The following is a 22,363-nucleotide window of genomic DNA, read 5'->3' on the forward strand; positions in this document are numbered from 1 at the left end:
GCGCTTTAATAGGCTGTGCGCTGATCGGGTCCTTGGCTAAACTGCCGGATCATCAGTCGAAAAGCCGCTCATCATGCTTCGTTTATTGTTCTGGATTGCCCTGATCTTCGCCGCCATCTGGCTCTGGCGCAAATTCAAGGCCCCCGCCTCGTCCACCCGATCGCCGCGCGAACAGGACGCGCCGCCGATGGTGCGCTGCGCCCACTGCGGTGTGCACCTGCCCCGCGACCGCGCCCTGGGCAACCAGCAACTGTGGTATTGCAGCCAGGCTCATCTCGAGCAAGGCCCGGGCGCCAGTGGTCGCTGAGACCGACCAAAAACAGGCTCAGCGTCTGCTGCGCCTTTATCACCTGTACCGGTTAAGTGTCGGCATCACCCTGGTGCTGCTGATCTCCAGCAACATGGACAACAGCCTGCTGACGTCGGCCAACGACGATCTGCTGCGCGGCGGCAGCTGGCTGTACCTGATCATCAACATGCTGCTGGTGGTGTTCCTCGAAAACACCCGGCGCCCGGCGCAGTTGTTCTCCCTGGCGCTTGTCGATGTGCTGCTGTTGTGCGGCCTGTTCTACGCGGCGGGCGGCGTGGCCAGTGCGCTGGGCAATTTGCTGGTGGTCTCGGTGGCGATCAGCAACACCCTGCTGCGCCGACGCATCGGCCTGCTGATTGCCGCCATTGCGGCGATCGGCATTGTCGGCCTGAGCTTTCTGCTGGGGCTCAGCCGCCCTTTGAGCGCTAATGCCTACTTGCAAGCCGGCACCCTCGGCGCGCTGTGCTTTGCCGCCTCGCTGCTGGTGCAAGGGTTGATTCGTCGCCTCGAAGTCAGCGAGACCCTGGCCGAACAGCGCGCCAGCGAGGTGGTCAGCCTGGAGGCGCTGAACGCATTGATCCTGCAACGCATGCGCACGGGGATTCTAGTGCTCGACGAGCAACGCCGGGTGCAACTGGCCAATCACAGTGCGCAGAGTCTGCTCGGCCATAGTCACCTGCAAGGTCATTTGATCGACGAATATTCGCCAGCACTGGTCGAGCGTCTGCAACTGTGGCGCAACAACCCGACCTTGCGCCCGCAGAGCCTGAAAATCCCCGGCAATGGCCTTGAGCTGCAACCCAGCTTCATCGCCCTTGAGCAGAGTCCGAACCAGCAGACGCTGGTGTTTCTCGAAGACCTGGCGCAAATCACCCAACAGGCGCAGCAACTCAAGCTCGCTGCGCTCGGGCGTTTGACCGCCGGCATCTCCCATGAAATTCGCAATCCACTGGGCGCGATCAGTCATGCCGCGCAGCTGTTGGCCGAGTCCGAGGAACTCGATAGCGCAGATCGGCGTCTGACGCAGATTATTCAAGACCACTCCCAGCGCATGAACCGAGTCATCGAAAACGTCCTGCAACTGTCCCGCCGCCAGCAAAGCGCGCCGCAACGGCTGGACCTCAAGCCGTGGGTGGAAGACTTCGTCGGCGAAATCCGCGAGCAGGCCAACGAGCGCCAGCACATTCATCTGCGAATCAATTCCGGCGATTTCACCACGCTGATGGACCCCAACCAATTGCGGCAGATTCTCGACAATCTGATCCGCAACGCCTGGCGTCACAGTGCGCAACTGCACGAGCAGGCCGACGTCTGGCTGGCACTGTTCGTCGACCCCGAAAGCCAATTGGCAGTGCTCGAAGTGCAGGACAACGGCCCCGGCGTGTCGGCCGAGGAACAGGCGCATCTGTTTGAGCCGTTCTTCACTACCAGCAGCCAAGGCACCGGTCTCGGCCTTTATCTGTCCCGTGAGCTGTGCGAAAGCAACCAGGCACGCCTAGACTTCAAATCACGCCAAGGCGGCGGCTGCTTTCGCATCACTTTTGCTCACGGACGGAAACAAAGTTGAATACAAGCCCACGGCAAAAAATTCTAATCGTCGACGACGAACCGGATATCCGCGAGCTCCTGGAAATCACCCTGGGACGGATGAAACTCGAAACCTTCAGCGCACGCAATCTGGGCGAAGCTCAGGCGCTGTTGCAGCGCGAGCACTTTGACCTGTGCCTGACCGACATGCGCCTGCCCGACGGCACCGGGCTGGAACTGGTGCAACACATTCAGCAACGCGCTCCACACTTGCCGGTGGCGATGATCACGGCGTACGGAAGCCTGGAAACTGCGATCAATGCGCTGAAGGCCGGGGCGTTCGACTTCCTCACCAAACCGGTGGAACTGCCGCGCTTGCGCGAACTGGTCAGCTCGGCGCTGCGCCTGCCGACAGCGGGCGGCTTGAGCACGGCAATCGAGCGACGCTTGCTGGGCGACTCGCCGCCGATGGCCAATCTGCGCAAGCAGATCGACAAGCTCGCACGCAGTCAGGCGCCGGTGTACATCAGTGGTGAATCCGGCAGCGGCAAAGAACTGGTCGCACGCCTGATCCACGAACAAGGTCCGCGCGCCAGCCAGCCGTTTGTGCCGGTGAACTGCGGGGCGATTCCGTCAGAGCTGATGGAAAGCGAGTTCTTCGGCCACCGCAAAGGCAGTTTCACTGGAGCCGTCGAAGACAAGCCGGGGCTGTTTCAAGCGGCCCATGGCGGCACCCTGTTTCTCGATGAAGTCGCCGACCTGCCACTGTCGATGCAGGTGAAGCTGCTGCGGGCGATTCAGGAAAAAGCCGTGCGCAGCGTCGGCGGCCAGCAGGAAACGGTGGTGGATGTGCGCATCCTTTGCGCCACCCACAAAGACCTTGAAGCCGAAGTTTCAGCCGAGCGTTTCCGCCAGGATCTGTATTACCGGCTCAACGTCATCGAACTGCGCGTACCGTCCCTGCGCGAACGCCGCGACGACATCGAGGCGCTTGCCATGCACGTGCTCAAGCGCCTGGCCAAAGACACCGGACAACCCGAAGCACGCCTGCATTCGCAAGCGCTGGAGGCGCTAAAGAACTATCGCTTCCCCGGCAATGTGCGCGAACTGGAGAACGTTCTCGAACGCGCGCACACCCTGTGTGAAAACCGCACGATCGAGGCGCAGGATCTGCGCTTGAGCGAAGGCAATTGCACGGCGGACGGGGCGATGGCCGATCTGACACAGATCGACAACCTCGAGGATTATCTGGAGAGCGTCGAGCGCAAACTGATTTTGCAGGCATTGGAGGAAACCCGCTGGAACCGCACGGCGGCGGCGCAGCGGTTGAGTCTTTCGTTCAGGTCGATGCGCTATCGACTGAAGAAGTTGGGCCTGGATTAAAGGCCCCTTCGCGAGCAGGCTCGCTCCCACATTTGGAATGAGTATTCCTGTGGGAGCGAGCCTGCTCGCGAAGGCGGTCTACCAGCCTCTGACTAAATACGGCCCTCAGGGGCATACGGCGCCGGATCAATAATCGGCGCCCGCCCCAGCATCACGTCGGCAAACAACTGACACGACGCCGGCGCCAGCACCAGCCCGTTGCGGTAATGCCCGCAGTTCAGCCACAACCCCTCGAACCCGGGCACCCGGCCAATAAACGGAATGCCTTCCGGCGACCCCGGCCGCAGCCCCGCCCAGTGTCCGACCACTTCGGCATCCGCCAGCGCCGGCAACAATTCGATCGCCGAGGCCTTGAGGCTTTGCAGCGCTATGTCGGTCGGGGTCTTGTCGTAACCTTCGTGCTCCAGCGTGCTGCCGATCAGAATGTGACCGTCGCGACGCGGGATCGCATAACGCCCTTTGGCCAGCACCATGCTCGGCAGGAAATCAGCCGCGCACTTGTAGAGAATCATCTGGCCTTTGACCGGCTCGACCGGCAGCGACAGGTTCAGCGTCTTGAGCAGATCACCGCTCCACGCCCCCGCTGTCAGCACAATCTGGTCGCCGTTGATCACGCCCGTCGGAGTCTGCACGCCGACCACGCGCTCGCCCTCGCGGACGAAGCCACTGACTTCGCATTGTTCATGAATCGTCACGTTCGGCAGCGCCAGCAGCGCGGCTTTCAGCGATTTGACCAGCCGTGGATTGCGCACGTTGGCGACATCGGCCATGTAGATCGCCCGGCTGAAACCGCTGCCGAGCACCGGCACCGCGTCATGCGCCGCCGAGATATCCACAGCCCGCAGCGGCCGGTTTTCCCGCTCGGCCCAGGCCAGCGCTTCGGCCTCATCGTCCAGATCGAGCCAATAAAGACCTGTGGTGTGCACCTCAGGATCAACCCCCGTGTCGGCAAACAAGCGCTCGCCGAGCTGTGGATAAAAATCCTGCGACCAATGCGCCAGCGCGGTGACTGCCGGACTGTAGCGCCACGGGTACAACGGCGAAACGATGCCGCCGCCAGCCCAGGATGACTCCCGGCCGACATTCGAGCGATCCAGCAGCACTACGCTGCGCACTTCGGAGGCAAGATTGTAGGCAGTGAGCAGGCCAATCACCCCGCCACCGACAATCACCACTTGCTGTTGCCTGGTCATGTTTGATCCAACCGTAAAAAAGACAGTGGGCGCAAAAGGCGCCCGAAAAAGAATGCGTCAGCGGCCCCAGCAATCCTTGGCGGTCACTCCGGTGGTCGCGTTGTTCATGCTTCGCACGCCGGTGTTGGTCAGGGTGAAATCCCCGCACTTGTCGGTCGCCATGGCCGAGCCGGTTTTACGCACCGCAGTCAGCACAAAGGTCTGGTCGGTCAGCGTCGGGGTGATGGTGTAGAAATCATTGCCCGTGCTCAGCCCGGTGACGCCGGTGTAGACATTGTTGCGGGTATAGAAGCGTTCGAGGGTCTGTGCCTGCTCCGAGAGCAGCGAGACTACTTCGGCGCGACGGCCCTTCTTCACGTATTCGTTGTAGCTGGGAATGCTGATGGTGAGGATGATCCCGATAATCGCGATGACGATCATGATCTCGATCAGGGTAAAGCCTCGGCTGGATCTGCGCATGCCTCAAATTCTCGCTTACTGGATTTGTCGCCACATGATACGACGGCTGCCGCCGCCACCCTTTTCCACAATGACCGTGACCGCGCCGCTGGTGTCAGTCGTGCCCTTGCGCTCGCCGTTAGCGGAGATGAAGTTCAGGGTCGGAATGCCGCCGGTAAAAATCACGCCGCTGGATATCGTATCGTTGCTGTCGACCAAACGGTCGCCGGTGGTGTCGATCACGGCATAGTTGAGCATCTTACCGTTGAACGCATCCAGTTCGACCAGTCGGCCCGTACCAAAGCTCGAACACGGGTCGGTGGTATCGACGCTGGCAGTGGTGAAAACAACTCGCCCTAAAACAATACTGGCTTGGTTGATCACGCGCTCACCGGTCAGCACGTTGTTATACACCAGCGGCAGATACCAGCCTTTCTCTGCCGGATACGTCGTTTCATTCTGGCTGGTGGTCAGAAACTGCCCGGAACTTCCGGAGAACGAGCCGGTAATCGCCTGCGCCTGCAAACTGCTGACGGTGATTTGCCCGGCACCACCCTCTGCATCCCAGATCGAATAGAACGCCTGCAGATCCTTGTTGCTCTTGTCGGCAGTCTCGTTGAACTTGCCGGTGCCAAAGAACACTTGCTTGCCGCCCTGCGGATTATCCGCCAGCAGCGGTTGCGCAGTAATCGGCTGCGTTGCCCCACCCGGGGCTGTAAACAAAGGCTTGCCGGCAAACGCCACGCCCCAGCTTTCTGCCCCGGGTGCGCTCAAGTCGAATTTCCACATACGCCCCTTCAGGTCACCAGCGTAGGCAGCCTGCACCACGTTCGAGGAATTGACCCTGAGTTTTACCGAAGACAGACCGTTGCTGGTTTCCGTGCTGTCGATGACGATTTTCCTGATCAGCGAACCATCCATTGCATCCAGTACATACAAAGCCGCAACCCCCGAATTGCTGCCGTAGCCGTTGGCGATGAATGTCGCCCAGCGACCATTGGCCAAGCGTGCCACTTCCGGACGGGCGAAGGCGTAACCCAGATCATTGAAAGCATTCGACGCATTGGCCGTGGCCGGCGCACTGACTTCCCACAGTGCCTTGATCACGTTACCTGCCGAGGCATCGAACAGCTGCAACCCATAGAAGGTTTTGCCACCCGCCCCCGTTCCGCCAATGGCCAGGGTTTTCCAGGTAGTGCCGGCCTGCGCATCGAACACGCCGACCTGACCGTCCACGAGAAACTTGTGGCTGACGCCGTTGACGTAGTTGGTGTCCGCGATCAGACGCAAGGAAGGCAGCACGCTGGAGGGCATGTAGGCATAACGGCGAGTGCCGTTCGCCGAATTGATCACGTTGACGAAACCGTCGTTGGCGTTCACCACCAGGCTGGTATTCATGTTCGCAGCCTTGGTGGTCAGGTAGTTGGTGTAACTGCTGTCACCCGTCAGATCGGATGCGGTCTTGTCCGAAGGCGACGCGAGTACCAGCGGCGAATTGATGATGTCGCCGAGCAGCGCAGTGCGCACTTTGAGCCCGGCCTTGTTGGTCCCCTTGCTCCACTCCACCAGATCATTGCCGTTGATTCCGGTAGGCAATCCCTGATTCAGCGTAGTCTGCTGTGTCGGGGAAAAGTTGAGGAGTGCCAGGGCAATTGGCGTATTGCTCAACGTGTTCCATGACTGAAAAGTCGGCGCGGTGGCAGAGGGCACGATAGTGGTGTCGGTCGACCATTGCGCCGCCGAGGTATTCACCGTGCCTGTCAAGGTAAAGCCGAACGACCTGATCGTGCCGCGCCAATCCTTGGGATCGTAAGTGGTCTGGTAAAAACTGCTGCCACTGGTCAAGGTGCTGCTGCTGGCGACGCCGGCACCACCGGAGCCGGCCTTGGAAGTGATATCGCTCAGTGCTGACGATAACGCCGCATTGAGCCCGGAGCTGTCGGTCGCCTGGTAATACCTGCCCTGCCCGTAACTGGCGGCGTCGGACAACATGTCATTATCCGCAGCGAAGCCAACCGTATAGGTGTTCATGTACTGCCTGGGAAAATCCACTGCGTTCCAGCTTTTGCCGGCGGCGTCGGTGCCGGTCGAGCGCATGTCGATGTCGAAGGCGAATTTGGCAATGTCATCCAGATACAGCGTGTCACCTTCGCCGTCACCGTTGAGGTTGTCGCCATCGTTATTCACGCCATCCCAGTTCGGTAAGCGACTGCCTCCCAGCGGATCGTTGGTGGGGAAAGTACGATCGTAGGTCGGCAAGCCGTCGGTAATCACCACGCCGTAGTTTTTCTGGCAGCGATATTGAATCGGGCTGGTATAGGTCGCCGGCGTGCCGTTGTAGTAAGGCGCCAGACCACGCATATAGCGAGTGACTTCGTAGTAGCTCTCGGCCAACGGCGTATTGGCGACTGCGTTCAAGCCATTGATCGATGAAATCAGCGCGTTGTAGTTCGTGTCCGCCTGGGCTTGGGTCACGCTGCCGGTCACCGGCGACAGGTCGGTGATCGAGCGGGCAATAAAGCCGCCATTGCCCGGGTTGGTGCTGGTGGCCGGATTGAACGTCGACAGGCCCATGCGCAAGGTGCGGTTGCTGCTCACCAGTGCGGTGGAAACGTTGCGCGCGACGTTCATCCGGTAATCGTTGGGGATCGCCCCGGTGGTGAAGTCGCGGGTGCCGTTGCTGATGGCCAGGCTGACTATGTAGGAAATGTAATCGGCGGAATACCGAGTGTTCTCGTTGCCTACGGGGTCGGGGAGCTTGAGGCACAACGGCGCCACGCTGTTGTTGTAGAACGCATAGGCGCCTCCCGAGCAACCGGAAGTCGGCAGGCTCGATAGAAACACCAAGTCGCCGGTAATCTGCGGCGCATTGAGTGCAGAGCACAATCCGAGGAAGGCATTGCACTGTCTAGCGGGAGTGCGGTTGACGTTCGGGTCGAATCCGGCGGCGTAGATGATGCTGTTCATACTGCCGGAATCATCGATCAGCAGCATCACGTTCGGCGCCACCGCTGCCGCGCTCAGCAATGGCGAATCAGACGGCGTGAATGCCCAGGCCGGCGCCGCCAGATAGAAACTCAGCAGCATGCCGACCAGCAGCGAGGCGCCGTGCTCAATACTTCGCATAGACACTCTCCACCACGCTACGCGAATTGCCGGCGATGCCGACCGCAGTGACTCGATACAAGGTTGCCGAGGTGTTGCTCGGCACGTTCACCGCCGTCAGGGTCGTGCCGATGTTCTGCACGCCATAAAAGCCATTACCGGCAGCGATCCAGGTCACCCCGGAGGTCGAATTGAAACCTGCCGAGCTGACCGATGACGATTCGGCCGGCGGCAGACATTGGCTCGTGCCGCTGCACACCGCCAACGAATAACTGTCCAGTTGTACTGCGCTTTCGCCCACACGCAACGCCGCTTCGGCCGCCTGAAATGATTGATTGCGCAGACTTACGCTGCCTGCCATTTTCTCTTGCAGGTTGGCGCTCTGCATCGAGGACAAACCGATCAATGTCAGCAACAGCAGAAACACTAGGCTGACCAACAAGACCATGCCGCGCTGGGCCTGACGTTGCTGCAAGGAAATCCTCATCGCCGCCCCCCTCATGGCAAGCGATTGCGCAATGCCGCAACCACGTTGAAGGTTTGATTGCGCACCCGATTGTTCGGGTCGGTGAGGGTCAGGCTCAGGCGCACACTGCGGATGCGCGCGGGATCGCCAGGGTTGCTGCTGTAGGTCGAGGCTGCGACGTCGGTCGCCGAGCTGGCCAAGCCGAAGGTGACGTTGAAGGCGCTGACATTGTTCACCAGCACTTGCTGCGCCGGATTGCCGCTGCCGGTGCCCATGAGAATCTGGTTGTTACTGAAGCTGTAGATCAGACGCCGGATCGGGAACGCGATCTGCCCCGTGGTCGGGCTGCGCAATCCGCTGTAGGCGACCGCGCTGTTGCGGCAATCGGAAATCACCGTCCAGGTCGGCGTTCCCCCGCCGCTGCCGACATCGGCGGTGACCAGGGTCAGCTTGAGACTGGCGTTGTCCCAGTTGATCGGAGTGAGTTGCGCAGTGTTGAAATCCCCTGCTGAGCTGGAGTCGACGATGGTGCCGAGGCAGCCGAACATGCCGACCATACGGATTTCCTGAATCATTTTGCTGAGGACGAAGCGCGCGTCTTCCTGCATCGCCGCGGCGCTGTTCTGACTGACGTAAGTGTTTTTTGCGGCGATGAAAATCTGCACCACACCGAGTACGACGATCAACCCTAAAGCCAGAGCAATCAGCAACTCGATCAGGCCGAAACCACGGTTGCAGCGCTTCATGGTGTCGCCACCGGATCGACCGCCGCCCGGCTGGTCAGGACGAAACTGCGCTGGGCACTTGCAGCGTTCGCCGCGCGCGCGTCGCTCCAGGTAATGGTGATTGTGTAGACCCGTTGATTGAGGGTGATGCTGCCTGTCGCGGTCGGGCCGCCGAAGTTGGCGATGTTGGTGGTGAAGTCGTAGAGGTCCTGGTCCCGCGCATTACTGAGATTGCCCGAGGTCGGTGGCGTGACGGTGTAGTTGGCGCCGGAATTGGCGCGGATGCGATCCATCATGTCATAGGCGATGAAGCTGGCCTGACTGGTCATCCGCGAACTGTCGGTGTACTTCAGCGCATTGAGCTGCACCGCCGCTGCACCCAACAGCCCGACGGTCAGAATCAGCAGCGCGACCAGCACTTCGATCAGCGTCATGCCCTCCTGTGCGTTTTTGCTCCCTGCCCTCATCCGCAATTTCCACCCAGTTGAATGCGTCCGTTCAAACACACGTTCAGCGTCCTGCTTTGCGTGCCCAGCGTGTAACCGATGACCACCGCCGTCGACGGTGCCGCCAGACCGCCGAGGTTGTTGAAATCCAGTGCGGTCACTCCTGAGGGTAGTGTCAGAATCGCGCCGCTGCTCATCTCTGGAACAACCCGCAACACATTGGCCGGATTGCCAGTGCTGTCGTAGACCGCCAGCTCACCGGTCCAGACACTGCCGCCAGCGGTCGGACGCAATCGCGTGGTCATGCCGCGATTGATCGCTTCGAGGCGAGCGAAATTGATCGCGCGCTGCAAGTCGCCGACTTCGGTATCCGCCTTGCTGCTCTGGATCGTACGGGTAAAGGCCGGCACCGCCAGCGTGATCAGTATCAGGAACACCGCAATGGCGACCAGCAACTCGACCAGCGTGAAACCTTTTGTACGAAGATCCATCGGTCCCCTCCGTTGCCGTCGGCTATACCTGCTCTTACACGCTAGAACATTCGCTCGGCACCCGCCGACTGATTTGCCCTGCGCGGCGCACGGAATGCGCCGCTCACACCATTCCACGGAGGGATTTTTCATGCCGCAACACGGTTTCAGCCTGATTGAACTGCTTATGGGACTGGCGATTGGCGCAATTGTTCTGCTGCTGGTCAGCCCGGCGTTCGCTGCACTCAAACAGGCGACTCAACGCGACCACGCGGCGCAGTCGCTGCTCGAAGGTATCCGCAACGCTCGCACCCTGGCTATGACCCACAATCAAAGTGTGGTGATCCATGGCATTGACGGCGACTGGAGTCAGGGTTGGCGAATCATTCTGGATCTTAGCGGCAAGGGGCCGGAGGACAGCAGCAATCCGCTGCTGGTTGAACGCGCCAGTGAGGCGAAGGTGCCGATTGTCGGCAACTGGTGGGTGAGCCGCTATGTGCGGTTCAGTCATTTGGGGCAGCCGCTGATGCCGGGGCGGCGATTTCAGGCGGGGACGATACACGTCTGCTCGCCGCGCGAACCGGTCAGCCAGCGGCAGATCGTGCTGGCGGCGACCGGTCGCGTGCGCCTGAACAGTCAGGAAACCGAGCAGGCGCTGTGCGACAAAAGCAGAAGCGTCAGATCGAACGGACGCGCAGCTCTTTCGGCATCGAGAACGTGATGTTCTCCTCACGGCCAGCCAGCTCGTCGGCACCAGTCGCGCCCCAGGCCTGCAATTGCTGAATCACGCCCCGGACCAGCACTTCCGGCGCCGAGGCGCCAGCGGTAATGCCGATGCGCTCGACGCCGTCGAACCAGCTCTGTTGCAGGTCCTCGGCACCGTCGATCAGGTACGCCGGGGTCGCCATGCGCTCAGCCAGTTCACGCAGACGGTTGGAGTTGGAGCTGTTCGGGCTGCCCACCACCAGTACCACGTCGCACTCGTCGGCCAGCTGCTTGACGGCGTCCTGGCGGTTTTGGGTGGCGTAGCAGATGTCGTCCTTGCGCGGACCACCAATGGCCGGGAAGCGCGTGCGCAGGGCATCGATAACGCGGCTGGTGTCGTCCATCGACAACGTGGTCTGGGTGACGAAGGCGAGTCTTTCCGGATCGCGCACCTGCAATTCGGCCACGTCCTTCTCGTCTTCGACAAGGTAGATCGCGCCGCCATTGCTCGCATCGTACTGGCCCATGGTGCCTTCGACTTCCGGGTGACCGGCGTGGCCGATCAGGATGCACTCGCGACCGTCGCGGCTGTATTTGGCGACTTCGATGTGCACCTTGGTGACCAGCGGGCAGGTTGCATCGAAAACCTTCAGGCCACGACCGGCGGCTTCGTTGCGTACGGCTTGCGAAACACCGTGGGCGCTGAAGATGACGATCACGTCATCGGGTACCTGATCGAGCTCTTCGACGAAAATCGCGCCACGGCTGCGCAGGTCTTCGACGACAAACTTGTTGTGCACCACTTCGTGACGCACATAGATCGGCGGCCCGAAGACTTCCAGGGCGCGGTTGACGATTTCGATCGCCCGGTCCACACCGGCGCAGAAGCCACGGGGGTTGGCGAGTTTGATTTGCATGCTGTGCCTCGTGTCTTGCGCGCGAAAACAATGGAAAACAGACTGTGGGAGCGAGCCTGCTCGCGAAGGGGCCATCACCTGCAACATTTCTGTTGGTTGACACACCGCTTTCGCGAGCAGGCTCGCTCCCACATTTGACCTTATACAGTCAGTTATAGCGCTTTGACGGAAATGATTTCCACATCAAAGGTCAGCGTCTTGCCGGCCAGCGGGTGGTTGAAGTCGACGGTCACTTGCGTGTCGTCGAATTCTTTCACCACACCTGGCAATTCAGTATTGGCCGCATCGTTGAAGATCACCAGCAGACCCGGCGACAACTCCATGTCGGTGAACTGCGAACGCGGGATGGTCTGCACGTTCTGCGGGTTCGGCTGACCGAAAGCGTTTTCCGGCTCGACGGTCAGAGTGCGCTTGTCGCCGGCCTTGAAGCCGAACAGGGCGGCTTCGAAACCCGGCAGCAGGTTGCCGTCGCCGACCTTGAAGGTTGCCGGCGCCTTGTCGAAGGTACTGTCGACGGTGTCACCGTTTTCCAGGCGCAAGGCAAAGTGCAGCGTAACTTCGGTGTTCTGGCCGATGCGTTGCTCAGTCGATAGCGGTTCAGTCATGAGCAGCCTCTTCGGTTTTCTTCGATTTGAACATGTCCAGTGCCAGCATGATCGCGCCAACGGTGATCGCGCTGTCGGCAATGTTGAACGCGGGGAAATACCAGCGGTTCTGCCAGTGCACCAGGATGAAGTCGATCACATGGCCCAGGGCAACGCGGTCATACAGGTTGCCCAGCGCGCCACCCAGCACCAGTGCCAGGGCGACGGCCAGCCAGGTGTCGTTGCGGCCCAGACGCTTGAGCCAGATCACCAGCACGGCACTGACCACAATCGCGATCAGGGCAAACAGCCAGCGCTGCCAGCCGGAGCTGTCGGCGAGGAAGCTGAAAGCAGCGCCAGTGTTGTAGGCCAGGGTCCAGCTGAACAGATCGGGAATGATCACGATCTGCTGGAACATTTCGAGCTTGCTTTCGAAGTAGAACTTGCTGGCCTGGTCAATGACCAGGACCAGCAGGCTCAACCACAGCCAGCTCAGCCGTCCGAAACGGCCAACGGCATCAGGCATAGTGACGAACCTCGCCAGCGCCGCTGATGTTGTCGACGCAACGCCCGCAGATTTCCGGATGCTCCGGGTTCACGCCGACGTCTTCGCGGCAATGCCAGCAACGTGCGCATTTCGGGAACGCCGATTTGACGATCTTCAGTTTCAGACCGCTGACTTCGGTTGCCACTGCATCGGCCGGAGCCTGCACGAATGGCGCAACGCTGGCAGTCGAGGTGATCAGGACAAAGCGCAGCTCGTTGCTCAGCTTGGCCAGATCGGCGCTCAGCGCCTCTTCGGCAAACAGCGTCACTTCGGCCTGCAGGTTGCCACCGACGGCTTTCGCCGCGCGCTGGATTTCCATCTCTTTGTTGACCGCAACCTTCACTTCCATGATGCGATCCCAGTAGGCGCGACCCAGCTCGAAGCCTTCCGGCAGCTCGGTCAGGCCTTCGTACCAGGTGTTGAGCATGACCGACTCGTTACGCTCGCCCGGCAGGTATTGCCACAGTTCGTCAGCAGTGAAGGCGAGGATCGGCGCGATCCAGCGCACCAGCGCTTCGGAGATGTGGAACAGCGCGGTCTGGCACGAGCGACGGGCCTTGCTGTCGGCGCCGGTGGTGTACTGGCGATCCTTGATGATGTCGAGGTAGAAACCACCCAGCTCCTGCACGCAGAAGTTGTGGATCTTCGAGTACACGTTCCAGAAACGGTATTCGCCGTAATGCTCTTGCAATTCACGTTGCAGCAGCAGCGTGCGATCCACCGCCCAGCGATCCAGCGCCAGCATGTCTTCAGCCGGCAGCAGGTCGGTGGCCGGGTTGAAACCGGTCAGGTTGGAAAGCAGGAAGCGCGCGGTGTTACGGATACGACGGTAGGCATCGGCGCTGCGCTGCAGGATCTGCTCGGACACCGCCATTTCGCCGGAGTAGTCGGTCGAAGCGACCCACAGACGCATGATGTCGGCGCCCAGGGTGTCGTTGACCTTCTGCGGCGCGATCACGTTGCCCAGCGATTTGGACATCTTGCGCCCGGACTCGTCGACGGTGAAGCCGTGAGTCAGCAGTTCGCGGTACGGCGCGTGGTTGTCGATGGCGCAACCGGTCAGCAACGAGGAGTGGAACCAGCCACGGTGCTGGTCGGAACCTTCCAGGTACAGGTCGGCGCGCGGGCCGCTCTCGTGGCCCATCGGGTGCGAACCGCGCAGAACGTGCCAGTGCGTGGTGCCCGAGTCGAACCAGACGTCGAGGGTGTCGCTGATCTTGTCGTACTGCGGCGCTTCATCACCGAGCAGTTCGGCAGCGTCGAGTTTGAACCAGGCTTCGATACCTTCGACTTCAACGCGTTTGGCGACTTCCTCCATCAGCTCGACGGTACGCGGGTGCAGCTCGCCGCTTTCCTTGTTGAGGAAGAACGGGATCGGCACGCCCCAGTTGCGCTGACGCGAGATGCACCAGTCCGGACGATTGGCGATCATCGAGTGCAGACGCGCCTGGCCCCAGGCCGGAACGAACTTGGTGTCTTCGATGGCTTTGAGCGAGCGCACGCGCAGGGTGTCGCCGCTGGTTGGCTCCTTGTCCATGCCGATGAACCACTGCGCGGTGGCGCGGTAGATCAGCGGGGTCTTGTGGCGCCAGCAGTGCATGTAGCTGTGTTCGATGACGGTGGTGTGCATCAGCGCACCGACTTCGGTCAGTTTTTCCACGATGGCCGGGTTGGCCTTCCAGATGAACTGGCCGCCGAAGAATTCCAGCGACGGCACGTACACGCCGTTGCTCTGTACCGGGTTGAGGATGTCGTCATTGACCATGCCGTATTTCTTGCAGGTCACGAAGTCGTCCACACCGTAGGCCGGGGCGGAGTGAACCACGCCGGTGCCAGCGCCCAGTTCGACGTAGTCAGCCAGGTACACCGGCGACAGACGGTCGTAGAACGGGTGACGGAAGTTGATCAGCTCAAGTTCTTTACCGGTGGTGGTGGCGATGACCGAACCTTCCACGCCGTAGCGCGCCAGGCAGGCTTCGACCAGCTCTTCAGCCAGCACCAGCAGCTTGTCGCCGATATCGACCAGGGCATAGTTGAATTCCGGGTGCACGTTCAGCGCCTGGTTGGCCGGGATGGTCCACGGGGTGGTGGTCCAGATCACGATCGCAGCAGGTTTGCTCAGCGAGGCCAGACCGAACGCGGCAGCCAGTTTGGCTTCATCAGCGATCGGGAACGCAACGTCGATGGTCGAGGACTTCTTGTTCTCGTACTCGACTTCCGCTTCAGCCAGAGCCGAACCGCAATCGAAGCACCAGTTCACCGGCTTGAGGCCCTTGAAGACAAAGCCACCCTTGACGATTTCGGCGAGGGCGCGGATTTCACCGGCCTCGTTCGTAAAGTTCATGGTCTTGTACGGGTTGGCGAAGTCGCCCAGCACGCCGAGACGGATGAACTCGGACTTCTGCCCTTCGATCTGCTCGGTGGCGTAGGCACGGCACAGCTCGCGGGTCTTATCCGCGCCGAGGTTCTTGCCGTGGGTCACTTCAACCTTGTGCTCGATCGGCAGGCCATGGCAATCCCAGCCCGGGACATACGGCGCGTCGAAACCCGACAGGGTTTTCGAGCGGATGATCATGTCCTTGAGAATCTTGTTCAGTGCGTGACCGATGTGGATCGTGCCGTTGGCGTACGGAGGGCCGTCGTGCAGGACGAACTTCGGACGATCCTTGCCAATCTCGCGCAACTTTCCGTACAGGCCAATACTGTCCCAGCGCTGCAGGATCTGCGGTTCGCGCTGTGGCAGGCCGGCCTTCATTGGGAAGGCGGTGTCCGGAAGGTTTAGCGTGGCTTTATAGTCGGTCATTTAAGGCTCTTCATTAGCGATGGGCGCTAGGTGCGGCTAGTGCACGGGCGGTGGCGACATCCGCATTGATCGCCGTCTTCAATGCCTCCAGAGAGGCGAAGCGCTGCTCTTCACGCAGCTTTTGGTGGAAAACCACCGTCAAACGCCGGTCATACAGATCGCCGGCAAAATCTAACAGATGGACCTCGAGGTGGGCTTTGCCATCTCCTTGCACCGTGGGGCGCACGCCGATATTGGCGACGCCGGGCCAGGTCTTGCCGTCGATGTCGACATTCACCAGATACACCCCGGTAAACGGCACGCGACGACGCTTGAGTTGAATGTTGGCAGTGGGCGTGCCCAGTTGCCGGGCCAGTTTCTGCCCATGCAGCACGCGACCGGCGATGCGGTACGGACGGCCGAGCAAGCGTTCGGCCAAGGCAAAATCGGCCGCAGCCAAGGCGTTGCGCACCTGCGTGCTGCTGACGCGAATGCCGTCCAGCTCAACGGTTTGCGCAGCTTCGACAGTGAAACCGTGAACCTGCCCGGCCTGCATCAGAAAGTCGAAATCGCCGAGTCGGTCGCAACCGAAACGGAAATCGTCACCGACCTCCAGATGCTGCACGCCAAGGCCATCGACCAGAATGGTATCGACGAACTCACTGGCGCTGAGCTTGCTCAAGCGCTGATTGAAGGCCAGGCACAAGACCCGATCGACGCCTTCAGCGGCGAGCAATTGCAGCTTGTCGCGCAACCGCGCCAGACGTGCCGGTGCGGTGTCGGGAGCAAAGAACTCCCGCGGCTGCGGCTCGAAAATCACCACGCAGCTGGGTACGCCCAACTCGAGCGCACGCTCACGCAGCCGGGCCAGGATAGCCTGGTGACCACGGTGAACACCGTCAAAGTTGCCAATAGTGGCGACGCAGCCCCGATGCTGGGGGCGCAAGTTGTGGAGGCCTCGAACCAGCTGCATAACGCGCTTCTTGCTCATAAAGTGGTCGATTATAACCACACCCGACGGCCGACGACAGGCAACACCGTAACGCAAAGTGAACGAGCCGACAAAACCGCCGGCCCATGCCTGCTCATGAAGGCTGAAACCTCAGCTCAAGGCCTTGCGATTGAAGTCGCGCAGACGGAAACCCAGCAACAGCAACATACCGAAATACGCCACCACGCCAGCAACCACCAGCGCGCCCAGGCGCAGGAAGCGCTCAAGCATGTGGCCCTCATCCCAGGCGGGCATGAAATGCATGCCGGCCAGCAACACCGCCGACATCACGGTCACTGCAACGACCAGCTTGAAACCGAATTTGCCCCAGCCCGGCTGCGGTTGATACATCTTCTGCTTGCGCAGTTGATAGAACAGCAGCCCGGCGTTCAGGCAAGCACCGGCACTGATCGCCAAGGCAAGGCCGGCGTGGGCCAGTGGGCCGATCAACGCAAGGTTGAACAACTGCGTGCAGACCAGCGTGAAAATTGCGATTTTCACCGGGGTGCGAATGTTCTGTTGCGCATAAAAGCCCGGCGCCAGCACTTTGATCACGATAATCCCGAGCAGGCCGACAGAATAGGCAATCAGCGCACGCTGGGTCATCTCGGCATCAAAGCCACTGAACTGGCCGTACTGAAACAATGAAACAGTCAGCGGTTCAGCAAGAATCCCCAGCGCCAATGCGCACGGCAGCACCAGCACAAAGCACAGGCGCAGCCCCCAATCGAGGATCCGCGAATACTCGTGGCGATCCTTGCTGGCATAGGTCTTGGCCAGCGTTGGCAGCAGAATCGTGCCGAGTGCCACGCCCAACACGCCCGACGGCAATTCCATCAAGCGGTCGGCGTAGTACATCCAGGACACTGAACCTGCGACCAGAAACGAGGCGAAAATGGTGTTGATGATCAATGAAATCTGGCTCACCGAAACACCGAGAATCGCCGGCAGCATCTGCTTCATCACCCGCCACACGCCGCTGTCGCGCAAGTTCAGGCGCGGCAGCACGAGCATGCCGATCTTTTTCAGGTGCGGCAGCTGATACAGCAACTGCGCCAGACCGCCGACCAGCACCGCCCAGCCAAGGGCCATGACCGGTGGATCGAAGTACGGCGTGAGGAACAGCGAAAACACGATCATGCTGACGTTGAGCAGAGTCGGCACGAAGGCCGGCACCGAGAAGCGGTTCCAGGTATTCAGAATCGCGCCGGCCAGCGACGACAGCGAGATCAGCAATATATAAGGAAAGGTCACCCGCAACAGATCGGAAGTGAGCTGGAATTTCTCCGGGGTATCGGTAAAACCGGGGGCCGTGGCCCAGATCACCCAAGGCGCAGCGATCATGCCCAGCGCCGTTACAACCGCCAACACCAGCGTCAGCAGGCCCGACACATAGGCGATAAAGGTGCGCGTCGCCTCTTCGCCCTGCTGGCTTTTATATTCGGCAAGGATCGGCACGAACGCCTGGGAAAACGCCCCCTCGGCGAAAATGCGCCGCAGCAGGTTGGGCAGTTTGAACGCAATAAAGAAGGCATCCGTGGCCATCCCGGCGCCGAATGTCCGCGCGATCAGCGTGTCACGAACAAAACCCAGAATCCGGGAAAGCATCGTGATAGAGCTGACGGTGGCCAACGATTTGAGCAGATTCATTGAGAGAGTTTGTGCCTGTCGATAAACAGCAGGCGAACAATGCGCCTACTTGTGCGATACTCCGCGCCGCAACAGCACAGAGCCAAAGCTCGCGAGTTTACAGGTCAAGCGCCGGAAATAAATATCCCGCCTCTTTATACCTACCACTTAGCGGAACGATTCAAGTGCCCTTGACAAGACAAGTCTTCATCGGCATGATTCGCGGCCTATTTTGTTTGCTATTTCCTAAAAAGTCTTTCGAGGAGCTCGACGGTGGCCAACTCACCTTCCGCCAAAAAACGTGCAAAACAGGCTGAGAAGCGTCGCAGCCACAACGCCAGCCTGCGTTCCATGGTTCGTACCTACATCAAGAATGTAGTTAAGGCCATCGACGCAAAAGACGCTGAAAAAGCTCAAGCTGCATACGTTCTGGCTGTGCCAGTTATCGACCGTATGGCCGATAAAGGCATCATCCACAAGAACAAGGCTGCTCGTCATAAGAGCCGTCTGAATGGCCACGTCAAAGCGCTGAAAGAAGCCGCTTAATCGACGTAGTCATTAAAAAACCGACCTCAGGGTCGGTTTTTTATTGCCTGTGATTTAACAAGCAACAGGCAAAAAAATGTGGGAGCGAGCCTGCTCGCGAATGCGATCTGTCAGTTGATATTTCTATCGACCGACATGACCTCTTCGCGAGCAGGCTCGCCCCCACAGTTCGGATTGGTGACGCTTATTGCTGGACCGGCACCCATGGCAGGATCGGGATGGCAGTCACGGCATTCTGCGGGCTACCCTCGATCAAGCGATCGCTGTAGACCAGATACACCAGCGTGTTGCGCTTCTTGTCGAGGAAACGCACCACCTGCATGGTCTTGAACACCAGCGAGGTGCGCTCCTTGAATACCTCATCGCCGTCCTTCAACTCACCCTTGAACTTGATCGGCCCGACCTGACGACAAGCGATCGAGGCTTCGGCACGATCCTCGGCCAGACCAAGACCACCCTTCACTCCGCCCGTCTTGGCGCGCGACAGGTAGCAGGTCACGCCTTCGACCTTCGGATCGTCGAATGCCTCGACCACGATCCGGTCATTCGGCCCGACAAACTTGAACACGGTCGACACCTGACCGATCTCTTCGGCCGAAACCAGCAATGGCATCGCCATCAGCAGGCCCAACAATCCTTTCGCTACACGCATCGAATTTTCCTTAGACCAGAATCAGGTTGTCACGGTGAACCAGTTCCGGCTCCGCCATGTAACCGAGCAAACCGACAATCGCATCCGACGACTGACCGATGATTTTTTGCGCTTCAAGGGCGCTGTAATTAGCCAGACCCCGAGCGATCTCCCGACCATCCGGGGCCACACAGACGACCATCTCACCGCGACGGAAACTGCCCTGAACCAGTTTCACCCCCACCGGCAGCAGGCTTTTGTTGCCCTTGGACAACGCCGACACCGCCCCCTCATCCAGCACCAGGGTGCCACGGGTTTGCAGATGCCCGGCCAGCCACTGCTTGCGCGCCGCGAGCATGCCGCGCTCAGGGGATAGCAGTGTGCCGATGCGCTCGCCCGCCTTAAGACGATCGAGCACACGCTCAAGCCGCCCGCCGACGATGATGGTGTGCGCACCGGAACGCGCTGCCAGTCGCGCCGCGCGCAGCTTGGTCTGCATGCCGCCACGTCCCAGCGCACCACCGGTACCGCCGGCGACCGCATCCAGAGTCGGATCATCGGCGCGCGCTTCATAAATCAGCTGCGCTTCGGGATTGTTGCGCGGATCGGCGTCGAACATGCCGTCGCGATCGGTAAGGATCACCAGCAGATCGGCCTCGACCAGATTGGCCACCAGCGCCGCCAGCGTGTCGTTGTCGCCGAAACGGATTTCGTCAGTGACCACAGTGTCGTTTTCGTTGATCACCGGAATGACTTTCAGCTCGACCAGCGCACGCAAGGTACTGCGGGCGTTCAGGTAGCGCTTGCGGTCGGAGAGGTCGTCGTGGGTCAGGAGAATCTGCGCAGTGTGCCGGCCATGCTCGGCGAAGCTCGACTCCCACGCCTGCACCAGCCCCATCTGACCGATTGCAGCGGCCGCCTGCAGCTCGTGCATGGCACTGGGTCGCGCAGTCCAGCCCAAGCGGCTCATGCCGGCCGCTACCGCCCCGGAGGACACCAGCACCAGCTCGACGCCCGCTTCATGCAGCGCCACCATCTGCTCGACCCAGACACTCATTGCCGCGCGATCCAGCCCCTTGCCGTCAGCTGTCAGCAAAGCGCTGCCGATCTTCACGACCCAACGCTGCGCACCTGTCACCTTGCTCCGCATCATCTTCAACCTTAGCTTGAGGGCAGCGCGACCTGGCACTGCCCGTGACGTTAATCGTGGCGATTGCTGACCAACGATCGATTTCCGGATACTAAAACGCCGCTCGATTGAGCGGCGTTCAAGTTTATCGCAACGGATCAGTCACGCACGTAAATGATTTCCGGACCGTCTTCGTCATCCACATCTTCTTCATCCCAGTCATCGTCGCCGATGTCATGGACCGACTTCACGCCACTGCGACGCAGGGCACGCTTGTCGTCCAGCGCCTGCAACTGCGCACGGGCTTCGTCTTCGATGCGCTGATCGAGATCGGCCAGCTCTTCCTTGTACGCAGGATCTGCGGCGAGGCGATCAGCACGGTCTTCCATGTAACGCATGATGTCGTGGCATAGACGCTCGGTACCAATCTTGGCGATGGCCGAGATCACGTACACCGGACCGGTCCATTCCAGGCGATCGACGATTTCCTTGACGCGAGCATCGTGCTCTTCTTCAAGGATCTGGTCGCACTTGTTCAGCACCAGCCAGCGATCACGCTCGGCCAGCGACGAGCTGAACTTGATCAGCTCGTTGACAATCACTTCAGCAGCATCCGGAGCACTGGAATCATCCAGTGGCGCCATGTCCACGAGGTGCAGCAGCAGACGCGTACGCGCCAGGTGCTTGAGGAAGCGAATGCCCAGGCCAGCACCATCGGAAGCGCCTTCGATCAGCCCCGGAATGTCGGCAATGACGAAGCTCTTCCAGCGATCGACGCTGACCACACCGAGGTTTGGCACCAGCGTGGTGAACGGGTAGTCGGCGACTTTCGGCTTGGCGGCCGAGACCGAACGGATAAAGGTACTTTTACCGGCGTTCGGCAAGCCCAGCAGACCGACGTCGGCCAGCACTTTCATTTCCAGCTTGAGGTCGCGCTGCTCGCCCGGCTTGCCCGGCGTGGTCTGACGCGGCGCACGGTTGGTGCTGGATTTGAAACGGGTGTTGCCCAGACCGTGCCAGCCGCCCTGCACCACCATCAGTTTCTGACCGGCCTTGGTCAGGTCGCCGATGACTTCCTGAGTTGCCGAGTCGATCACGGTGGTGCCGACCGGCACACGCAGGATCAGGTCTTCGCCCTTCTTGCCGGTGCAGTCGGTGCTGCCGCCGTTGGAGCCACGCTCGGCATCGAAGTGACGGGTGTAACGGTAGTCGACCAGGGTGTTGAGGTTTTCGTCGGCCATCATGTAGATGGAACCGCCGTCACCGCCATCACCGCCGTTCGGGCCGCCGTTTTCAATGAATTTTTCCCGGCGGAAACTCATGGCACCGTTGCCACCGTCACCGGCCTTTACGCGAATCGATACTTCATCAACAAACTTCATAACCAACGCCTCTCGCCGTACGGACGAGCCGAAAAACAATCAAGACATAAGACTCTTGCAAAAATGAGCGCAGCGACCCCAAGACACGACCTGCATCGCACGCCGACAGCCCATACAAACAGCTTTGCAAGAGACTCACCCCACAAACGAAAAAGCCCCGTCGCAAGACAGGGCTTCTCCAGCGATCTCGCGATTAAGCCGCGATTACGCTCACGTAACGACGACCGAAGGCGCCCTTTACTTCGAACTTGATCACGCCTTCGATTTTAGCGAAGAGAGTGTGATCCTTGCCCATGCCAACGCCGTAGCCAGCGTGGAATTGGGTGCCGCGCTGACGCACGATGATGTTGCCGGCCTTGATGACCTGGCCGCCATACATCTTCACGCCAAGGCGTTTGGCTTCTGAGTCGCGACCGTTACGGGTACTACCACCAGCTTTTTTGTGTGCCATGAGTTC

General features: G+C 60.2%; 22 protein-coding genes. 5 read left to right on the forward strand and 17 right to left on the reverse strand.

The features are described from left to right. Positions 1-73 precede the first annotated feature (73 nt). The 3 genes from ND528_RS23200 to ND528_RS23210 are packed head-to-tail and all read left to right on the forward strand — an operon-like array spanning position 74 to position 3,220. Entirely contained in the window at positions 74-307 is a 234-nt protein-coding gene (locus tag ND528_RS23200; RefSeq protein WP_016773138.1) for a PP0621 family protein, read from the forward strand. Next, positions 297-1,877, forward strand: coding sequence for a sensor histidine kinase (locus ND528_RS23205; protein ID WP_263471316.1), 1,581 nt, complete (start codon positions 297-299; stop codon positions 1,875-1,877). Before ND528_RS23200 ends, ND528_RS23205 begins: the two co-directional genes overlap by 11 nt. Next, positions 1,874-3,220, forward strand: coding sequence for a sigma-54-dependent transcriptional regulator (locus ND528_RS23210; protein ID WP_263471317.1), 1,347 nt, complete (start codon positions 1,874-1,876; stop codon positions 3,218-3,220). The genes ND528_RS23205 and ND528_RS23210 overlap by 4 nt, the downstream gene beginning before the upstream one ends. A 92-nt stretch (positions 3,221-3,312) precedes the next feature. On the opposite strand, the gene thiO is transcribed toward ND528_RS23210, so the two are convergent. Genes thiO through ND528_RS23245 form a run of 7 tightly spaced genes read right to left on the reverse strand, consistent with a single transcriptional unit; the run spans position 3,313 to position 10,084 of the window. Further along, entirely contained in the window at positions 3,313-4,413 is a 1,101-nt protein-coding gene (gene thiO / locus ND528_RS23215; RefSeq protein ID WP_212617166.1) for a glycine oxidase ThiO, read from the reverse strand. 57 nt (positions 4,414-4,470) lie between these two features. Further along, positions 4,471-4,872 (reverse strand): type IV pilin protein, encoded by a 402-nt coding sequence (locus ND528_RS23220; protein ID WP_122706060.1) that lies wholly within the window; start codon positions 4,870-4,872, stop codon positions 4,471-4,473. 15 nt (positions 4,873-4,887) lie between these two features. Beyond that, positions 4,888-7,977, reverse strand: coding sequence for a pilus assembly protein (locus ND528_RS23225; protein WP_263471318.1), 3,090 nt, complete (start codon positions 7,975-7,977; stop codon positions 4,888-4,890). Beyond that, entirely contained in the window at positions 7,964-8,443 is a 480-nt protein-coding gene (locus ND528_RS23230; protein WP_016773134.1) for a pilus assembly PilX family protein, read from the reverse strand. The genes ND528_RS23225 and ND528_RS23230 overlap by 14 nt, the downstream gene beginning before the upstream one ends. Before the next feature lie 11 nt (positions 8,444-8,454). Beyond that, the gene (locus tag ND528_RS23235) at positions 8,455-9,168 is read right to left on the reverse strand and encodes a PilW family protein (RefSeq protein WP_263471319.1); all 714 of its coding nucleotides are present in this window, start codon (positions 9,166-9,168) and stop codon (positions 8,455-8,457) included. Further along, complete coding sequence (gene pilV, locus ND528_RS23240) at positions 9,165-9,614, reverse strand: type IV pilus modification protein PilV (protein ID WP_016773132.1); 450 nt, start codon at positions 9,612-9,614, stop codon at positions 9,165-9,167. Before pilV ends, ND528_RS23235 begins: the two co-directional genes overlap by 4 nt. Next, positions 9,611-10,084: a GspH/FimT family pseudopilin gene (locus ND528_RS23245; protein ID WP_263471320.1), complete on the reverse strand. Its 474-nt coding sequence runs from the start codon at positions 10,082-10,084 to the stop codon at positions 9,611-9,613. Before ND528_RS23245 ends, pilV begins: the two co-directional genes overlap by 4 nt. 130 nt (positions 10,085-10,214) lie before the next feature. On the opposite strand from ND528_RS23245, the gene ND528_RS23250 reads away from it, so the two are divergent. Then, a complete protein-coding gene (locus tag ND528_RS23250) occupies positions 10,215-10,784 on the forward strand; it encodes a GspH/FimT family pseudopilin (RefSeq protein WP_263471321.1) in 570 nt (189 codons plus the stop codon). On the opposite strand, the gene ispH is transcribed toward ND528_RS23250, so the two are convergent. From ispH to murJ, 6 genes are all read right to left on the reverse strand, one after another. After that, positions 10,741-11,685, reverse strand: a complete 945-nt coding sequence (gene ispH / locus ND528_RS23255) for a 4-hydroxy-3-methylbut-2-enyl diphosphate reductase (RefSeq protein WP_137215615.1) — start codon at positions 11,683-11,685, stop codon at positions 10,741-10,743. The genes ND528_RS23250 and ispH overlap by 44 nt on opposite strands. Before the next feature lie 152 nt (positions 11,686-11,837). Next, complete coding sequence (gene fkpB / locus ND528_RS23260; protein ID WP_064364108.1) at positions 11,838-12,290, reverse strand: FKBP-type peptidyl-prolyl cis-trans isomerase; 453 nt, start codon at positions 12,288-12,290, stop codon at positions 11,838-11,840. Then, positions 12,283-12,795 (reverse strand): signal peptidase II, encoded by a 513-nt coding sequence (gene lspA / locus ND528_RS23265; protein ID WP_263471322.1) that lies wholly within the window; start codon positions 12,793-12,795, stop codon positions 12,283-12,285. The genes fkpB and lspA overlap by 8 nt, the downstream gene beginning before the upstream one ends. After that, positions 12,788-15,619, reverse strand: coding sequence for an isoleucine--tRNA ligase (gene ileS, locus ND528_RS23270; RefSeq protein ID WP_130910969.1), 2,832 nt, complete (start codon positions 15,617-15,619; stop codon positions 12,788-12,790). Before ileS ends, lspA begins: the two co-directional genes overlap by 8 nt. 13 nt (positions 15,620-15,632) lie before the next feature. Then, entirely contained in the window at positions 15,633-16,571 is a 939-nt protein-coding gene (ribF, locus tag ND528_RS23275; RefSeq protein WP_016773125.1) for a bifunctional riboflavin kinase/FAD synthetase, read from the reverse strand. 129 nt (positions 16,572-16,700) lie between these two features. Further along, complete coding sequence (gene murJ / locus ND528_RS23280; RefSeq protein ID WP_263471323.1) at positions 16,701-18,239, reverse strand: murein biosynthesis integral membrane protein MurJ; 1,539 nt, start codon at positions 18,237-18,239, stop codon at positions 16,701-16,703. A 252-nt stretch (positions 18,240-18,491) separates the two neighbouring features. Between murJ and rpsT the strand changes: the two genes are divergently transcribed. Beyond that, positions 18,492-18,764, forward strand: coding sequence for a 30S ribosomal protein S20 (rpsT, locus tag ND528_RS23285; RefSeq protein WP_003228351.1), 273 nt, complete (start codon positions 18,492-18,494; stop codon positions 18,762-18,764). A gap of 184 nt (positions 18,765-18,948) precedes the next feature. Here rpsT and ND528_RS23290 read toward each other — a convergent pair whose 3' ends face one another. The 4 genes from ND528_RS23290 to rpmA all read right to left on the reverse strand — a co-directional run bounded on the left by ND528_RS23290 (position 18,949) and on the right by rpmA (position 22,357). Next, positions 18,949-19,416: a CreA family protein gene (locus ND528_RS23290; protein ID WP_041477794.1), complete on the reverse strand. Its 468-nt coding sequence runs from the start codon at positions 19,414-19,416 to the stop codon at positions 18,949-18,951. Between the two features lie 10 nt (positions 19,417-19,426). Further along, positions 19,427-20,545, reverse strand: a complete 1,119-nt coding sequence (gene proB / locus ND528_RS23295; RefSeq protein ID WP_137215617.1) for a glutamate 5-kinase — start codon at positions 20,543-20,545, stop codon at positions 19,427-19,429. A gap of 137 nt (positions 20,546-20,682) precedes the next feature. Beyond that, positions 20,683-21,906, reverse strand: coding sequence for an Obg family GTPase CgtA (gene cgtA, locus ND528_RS23300; RefSeq protein ID WP_263471324.1), 1,224 nt, complete (start codon positions 21,904-21,906; stop codon positions 20,683-20,685). Positions 21,907-22,099: 193 nt separating this feature from the next. Further along, complete coding sequence (rpmA, locus tag ND528_RS23305; RefSeq protein WP_016773121.1) at positions 22,100-22,357, reverse strand: 50S ribosomal protein L27; 258 nt, start codon at positions 22,355-22,357, stop codon at positions 22,100-22,102. Positions 22,358-22,363: the final 6 nt, after the last annotated feature.

The sequence above is a fragment of the Pseudomonas mercuritolerans genome, assembly GCF_025706525.1.
Taxonomy (GTDB): Bacteria; Pseudomonadota; Gammaproteobacteria; order Pseudomonadales; family Pseudomonadaceae; genus Aquipseudomonas; species Aquipseudomonas mercuritolerans.

Excerpts from the sequence above, each read along its gene's own strand:
- ispH (WP_137215615.1), bottom strand. The coding sequence starts at position 11,685 with ATGCAAATCAAACTCGCCAACCCCCGTGGCTTCTGCGCCGGTGTGGAC.
- ileS (WP_130910969.1), bottom strand. The coding sequence starts at position 15,619 with ATGACCGACTATAAAGCCACGCTAAACCTTCCGGACACCGCCTTCCCA.
- ND528_RS23245 (WP_263471320.1), bottom strand. The coding sequence starts at position 10,084 with ATGGATCTTCGTACAAAAGGTTTCACGCTGGTCGAGTTGCTGGTCGCC.
- ND528_RS23235 (WP_263471319.1), bottom strand. The coding sequence starts at position 9,168 with ATGAAGCGCTGCAACCGTGGTTTCGGCCTGATCGAGTTGCTGATTGCT.
- ND528_RS23290 (WP_041477794.1), bottom strand. The coding sequence starts at position 19,416 with ATGCGTGTAGCGAAAGGATTGTTGGGCCTGCTGATGGCGATGCCATTG.
- ND528_RS23250 (WP_263471321.1), top strand. The coding sequence starts at position 10,215 with ATGCCGCAACACGGTTTCAGCCTGATTGAACTGCTTATGGGACTGGCG.
- cgtA (WP_263471324.1), bottom strand. The coding sequence starts at position 21,906 with ATGAAGTTTGTTGATGAAGTATCGATTCGCGTAAAGGCCGGTGACGGT.
- ribF (WP_016773125.1), bottom strand. The coding sequence starts at position 16,571 with ATGCAGCTGGTTCGAGGCCTCCACAACTTGCGCCCCCAGCATCGGGGC.
- ND528_RS23220 (WP_122706060.1), bottom strand. The coding sequence starts at position 4,872 with ATGCGCAGATCCAGCCGAGGCTTTACCCTGATCGAGATCATGATCGTC.
- ND528_RS23230 (WP_016773134.1), bottom strand. The coding sequence starts at position 8,443 with ATGAGGATTTCCTTGCAGCAACGTCAGGCCCAGCGCGGCATGGTCTTG.
- ND528_RS23225 (WP_263471318.1), bottom strand. The coding sequence starts at position 7,977 with ATGCGAAGTATTGAGCACGGCGCCTCGCTGCTGGTCGGCATGCTGCTG.
- fkpB (WP_064364108.1), bottom strand. The coding sequence starts at position 12,290 with ATGACTGAACCGCTATCGACTGAGCAACGCATCGGCCAGAACACCGAA.
- lspA (WP_263471322.1), bottom strand. The coding sequence starts at position 12,795 with ATGCCTGATGCCGTTGGCCGTTTCGGACGGCTGAGCTGGCTGTGGTTG.
- proB (WP_137215617.1), bottom strand. The coding sequence starts at position 20,545 with ATGCGGAGCAAGGTGACAGGTGCGCAGCGTTGGGTCGTGAAGATCGGC.
- murJ (WP_263471323.1), bottom strand. The coding sequence starts at position 18,239 with ATGAATCTGCTCAAATCGTTGGCCACCGTCAGCTCTATCACGATGCTT.
- ND528_RS23200 (WP_016773138.1), top strand. The coding sequence starts at position 74 with ATGCTTCGTTTATTGTTCTGGATTGCCCTGATCTTCGCCGCCATCTGG.
- rpmA (WP_016773121.1), bottom strand. The coding sequence starts at position 22,357 with ATGGCACACAAAAAAGCTGGTGGTAGTACCCGTAACGGTCGCGACTCA.
- thiO (WP_212617166.1), bottom strand. The coding sequence starts at position 4,413 with ATGACCAGGCAACAGCAAGTGGTGATTGTCGGTGGCGGGGTGATTGGC.
- pilV (WP_016773132.1), bottom strand. The coding sequence starts at position 9,614 with ATGAGGGCAGGGAGCAAAAACGCACAGGAGGGCATGACGCTGATCGAA.